Genomic DNA, 5,033 nt, shown 5'->3' with positions numbered 1-5,033 from the left:
CGATCTGTAGCTGGTCTGAGAGGACGACCAGCCACACTGGGACTGAGACACGGCCCAGACTCCTACGGGAGGCAGCAGTGGGGAATTTTGGACAATGGGCGCAAGCCTGATCCAGCCATGCCGCGTGCAGGATGAAGGCCTTCGGGTTGTAAACTGCTTTTGTACGGAACGAAAAGACTCTGGATAATACCTGGGGTTCATGACGGTACCGTAAGAATAAGCACCGGCTAACTACGTGCCAGCAGCCGCGGTAATACGTAGGGTGCGAGCGTTAATCGGAATTACTGGGCGTAAAGCGTGCGCAGGCGGTTATATAAGACAGATGTGAAATCCCCGGGCTCAACCTGGGAACTGCATTTGTGACTGTATAGCTAGAGTACGGCAGAGGGGGATGGAATTCCGCGTGTAGCAGTGAAATGCGTAGATATGCGGAGGAACACCGATGGCGAAGGCAATCCCCTGGGCCTGTACTGACGCTCATGCACGAAAGCGTGGGGAGCAAACAGGATTAGATACCCTGGTAGTCCACGCCCTAAACGATGTCAACTGGTTGTTGGGTCTTCACTGACTCAGTAACGAAGCTAACGCGTGAAGTTGACCGCCTGGGGAGTACGGCCGCAAGGTTGAAACTCAAAGGAATTGACGGGGACCCGCACAAGCGGTGGATGATGTGGTTTAATTCGATGCAACGCGAAAAACCTTACCCACCTTTGACATGTATGGAATCCTTTAGAGATAGAGGAGTGCTCGAAAGAGAGCCATAACACAGGTGCTGCATGGCTGTCGTCAGCTCGTGTCGTGAGATGTTGGGTTAAGTCCCGCAACGAGCGCAACCCTTGCCATTAGTTGCTACGAAAGGGCACTCTAATGGGACTGCCGGTGACAAACCGGAGGAAGGTGGGGATGACGTCAAGTCCTCATGGCCCTTATAGGTGGGGCTACACACGTCATACAATGGCTGGTACAGAGGGTTGCCAACCCGCGAGGGGGAGCCAATCCCATAAAGCCAGTCGTAGTCCGGATCGCAGTCTGCAACTCGACTGCGTGAAGTCGGAATCGCTAGTAATCGCGGATCAGAATGTCGCGGTGAATACGTTCCCGGGTCTTGTACACACCGCCCGTCACACCATGGGAGCGGGTTCTGCCAGAAGTAGTTAGCCTAACCGCAAGGAGGGCGATTACCACGGCAGGGTTCGTGACTGGGGTGAAGTCGTAACAAGGTAGCCGTATCGGAAGGTGCGGCTGGATCACCTCCTTTCTGGAAAACTGCATTCAATATTGAACGCCCACACTTATCGGTTGTTGGAACAGGGTCTGTAGCTCAGCTGGTTAGAGCACTGTGTTGATAACGCAGGGGTCGTTGGTTCGAGCCCAACTAGACCCACCAAATTCCGATGGCTAGATGCGGTAAGAGGACACTGGGGGATTAGCTCAGCTGGGAGAGCACCTGCTTTGCAAGCAGGGGGTCGTCGGTTCGATCCCGTCATCCTCCACCACCCAACGACAAGAGAAGACTTCGGTCATTCAACACCAAAGCGGCTTTGCTAAGAGGCTGCTTTGTTGTTGATCAATATCGATTGATCAATCGGCTGTTCTTTAAAAATTCATAGAGTCGAAATCAGAGTTGCCAGGGGAAACTGCACATTCGTAAAGGTTTAGTGCAGACCGTGCCCCTGGTGACAAATTTTTGATTGCGTCAAAACGAATGTTCAATGAGCAAACGTGATTGCGAAAGCGATTGCGAAGTAATTTGAACTCAGTAATGACGAATGTTTCTTGATAGTGATATCGAGGAATTATTCACATTACGGCATAACGCGCCAGGTGAAAGACCTGGCAAGTCCTTGAAGATGATGGCGATATCTTGAAAGAGATGTCAAAGTTATAGGGTCAAGTGACTAAGAGCATGTGGTGGATGCCTTGGCGATTACAGGCGACGAAAGACGTGATAGCCTGCGATAAGCTTCGGGGAGCTGGCAAATAAGCTTTGATCCGGAGATTTCTGAATGGGGAAACCCACCTCGCAAGAGGTATCGCATACTGAATACATAGGTATGCGAGGCGAACCGGGTGAACTGAAACATCTCAGTAGCTCGAGGAAAAGACATCAACCGAGATTCCGAAAGTAGTGGCGAGCGAAATCGGAAGAGCCTTCTAGTGATAGCACGACTGTTAGCAAAACGGGATGGAAAGCCCGGCCATAGCAGGTGATAGCCCTGTATGCGAAAACAGACGTGTGGTACTAAGTTAGAGAAAAGTAGGGCGGGACACGAGAAATCCTGTCTGAATATGGGGGGACCATCCTCCAAGGCTAAATACTCGTAATCGACCGATAGTGAACCAGTACCGTGAGGGAAAGGCGAAAAGAACCCCGGGAGGGGAGTGAAATAGATCCTGAAACCGCATGCTTACAAAAAGTAGGAGCCCGCAAGGGTGACTGCGTACCTTTTGTATAATGGGTCAGCGACTTACATTCAGTGGCAAGGTTAACCGAATAGGGAAGCCGTAGAGAAATCGAGTCCGAATAGGGCGAATCAGTCGCTGGGTGTAGACCCGAAACCAAGTGATCTATCCATGGCCAGGATGAAGGTGCCGTAACAGGTACTGGAGGTCCGAACCCACTAGTGTTGCAAAACTAGGGGATGAGCTGTGGATAGGGGTGAAAGGCTAAACAAACTTGGAAATAGCTGGTTCTCTCCGAAAACTATTTAGGTAGTGCCTCAAGTATTACCTGCGGGGGTAGAGCACTGTTTAGGCTAGGGGGTCATGGCGACTTACCAAACCTATGCAAACTCCGAATACCGCAGAGTACAGCTTGGGAGACAGAGCACCGGGTGCTAACGTCCGGACTCAAGAGGGAAACAACCCAGACCGCCAGCTAAGGTCCCTAAAATTGGCTAAGTGGGAAACGAAGTGGGAAGGCTAAAACAGTCAGGATGTTGGCTTAGAAGCAGCCATCATTTAAAGAAAGCGTAATAGCTCACTGATCGAGTCGTCCTGCGCGGAAGATGTAACGGGGCTAAGCCAGTTACCGAAGCTGCGGATTTGCAATTTATTGCAAGTGGTAGGAGAGCGTTCTGTAGGCCTGTGAAGGTGTCTGGTAACGGATGCTGGAGGTATCAGAAGTGCGAATGCTGACATGAGTAGCGTTAAAGGGGGTGAAAAGCCCCCTCGCCGTAAGCGCAAGGTTTTCTACGCAACGTTCATCGGCGTAGAGTGAGTCGGCCCCTAAGGCGAGGCAGAGATGCGTAGCTGATGGGAAACAGGTCAATATTCCTGTACCGATCAATAGTGCGATGTGGGGACGGAGAAGGTTAGCTCAGCCAACTGTTGGATATGTTGGTTCAAGCCTGTAGTCGTGCCTGGTAGGCAAATCCGCCGGGCTTAGATGAGGGGTGATAACGAGTCTGCTTGCAGACGAAGTGAGTGATACCCTGCTTCCAGGAAAAGCCACTAAGCTTCAGCTATTGACGACCGTACCGCAAACCGACACTGGTGCGCGAGATGAGTATTCTAAGGCGCTTGAGAGAACTCAGGAGAAGGAACTCGGCAAATTGATACCGTAACTTCGGGAGAAGGTATGCCCCAAGTAGGTGAACTCGTACAGAGGGAGCCCAACGGGGTTGCAAAAAATCGGTGGCTGCGACTGTTTAATAAAAACACAGCACTCTGCAAACACGAAAGTGGACGTATAGGGTGTGACGCCTGCCCGGTGCTGGAAGATTAAATGATGGGGTGCAAGCTCTTGATTGAAGTCCCAGTAAACGGCGGCCGTAACTATAACGGTCCTAAGGTAGCGAAATTCCTTGTCGGGTAAGTTCCGACCTGCACGAATGGCGTAACGATGGCCACACTGTCTCCTCCTGAGACTCAGCGAAGTTGAAATGTTTGTGATGATGCAATCTCCCCGCGGAAAGACGGAAAGACCCCATGAACCTTTACTGTAGCTTTGTATTGGACTTTGAACAGATCTGTGTAGGATAGGTGGGAGGCTTTGAAGTGAGGACGCTAGTTCTCATGGAGCCAACGTTGAAATACCACCCTGGTGTGTTTGAGGTTCTAACCTAGGTCCATTATCTGGATCGGGGACAGTGCATGGTAGGCAGTTTGACTGGGGCGGTCTCCTCCCAAAGCGTAACGGAGGAGTTCGAAGGTACGCTAGTTACGGTCGGACATCGTGACGATAGTGCAATGGCATAAGCGTGCTTAACTGCGAGACTGACAAGTCGAGCAGATGCGAAAGCAGGACATAGTGATCCGGTGGTTCTGTATGGAAGGGCCATCGCTCAACGGATAAAAGGTACTCTGGGGATAACAGGCTGATACCGCCCAAGAGTTCATATCGACGGCGGTGTTTGGCACCTCGATGTCGGCTCATCTCATCCTGGGGCTGTAGCCGGTCCCAAGGGTATGGCTGTTCGCCATTTAAAGAGGTACGTGAGCTGGGTTTAAAACGTCGTGAGACAGTTTGGTCCCTATCTTCCGTGGGCGCTGCAGATTTGAGGAAGCCTGCTCCTAGTACGAGAGGACCGGAGTGGACACACCTCTGGTGTATCGGTTGTCACGCCAGTGGCATTGCCGAGTAGCTAAGTGTGGAAGAGATAACCGCTGAAAGCATCTAAGCGGGAAACTCGTTTCAAGATGAGATCTGCCGGGGCCTTGAGCCCCCTAAAGAGTCGTTCAAGACCAGGACGTTGATAGGTCAGGTGTGGAAGCGCAGTAATGCGTTAAGCTAACTGATACTAATTGCTCGTGCGGCTTGACCCTATAACTTTGATAGCCAACACGCTCACCAGCGTGAAGCTCAAAGTCTGTTATGCCAAGTTAGACGCAGTCAAATACAAAAAATCTGATTCCAGACTCTATGAATTCGTTGTGTTGCCCGAAAAAGCAGCACGACAACAAGTTATGCCTGATGACCATAGCAAGTTGGTACCACTCCTTCCCATCCCGAACAGGACAGTGAAACGACTTTGCGCCGATGATAGTGCGGGTTCCCGTGTGAAAGTAGGTCATCGTCAGGCTCTTACAGC

General features: G+C 51.2%; 2 tRNA genes and 3 rRNA genes. All 5 read left to right on the top strand.

The annotated features are described in order from the left end of the window. Window positions 1-1,258, top strand: a 16S ribosomal RNA gene (locus tag QUA78_RS31785); the annotation flags it as partial. Window positions 1,259-1,310: 52 nt separating this feature from the next. Beyond that, window positions 1,311-1,387, top strand: a tRNA-Ile gene (locus tag QUA78_RS31780). A gap of 33 nt (window positions 1,388-1,420) precedes the next feature. Next, window positions 1,421-1,496: transfer RNA gene (locus QUA78_RS31775), tRNA-Ala, on the top strand. A 392-nt stretch (window positions 1,497-1,888) separates the two neighbouring features. Then, a 23S ribosomal RNA gene (locus QUA78_RS31770) occupies window positions 1,889-4,767 on the top strand. Window positions 4,768-4,911: 144 nt separating this feature from the next. Then, window positions 4,912-5,024 (top strand): 5S ribosomal RNA (rrf, locus tag QUA78_RS31765). The last annotated feature ends 9 nt before the right edge of the window (window positions 5,025-5,033 follow it).

Origin of the sequence: Microcoleus sp. K4-B3 (assembly GCF_036704615.1) — a bacterium.
Lineage (GTDB): Bacteria > Cyanobacteriota > Cyanobacteriia > Cyanobacteriales > Microcoleaceae > Microcoleus.
The sequence above is the reverse complement of the archived record's forward strand: the minus strand, read 5'-3'. Positions and strand labels throughout refer to the sequence as shown.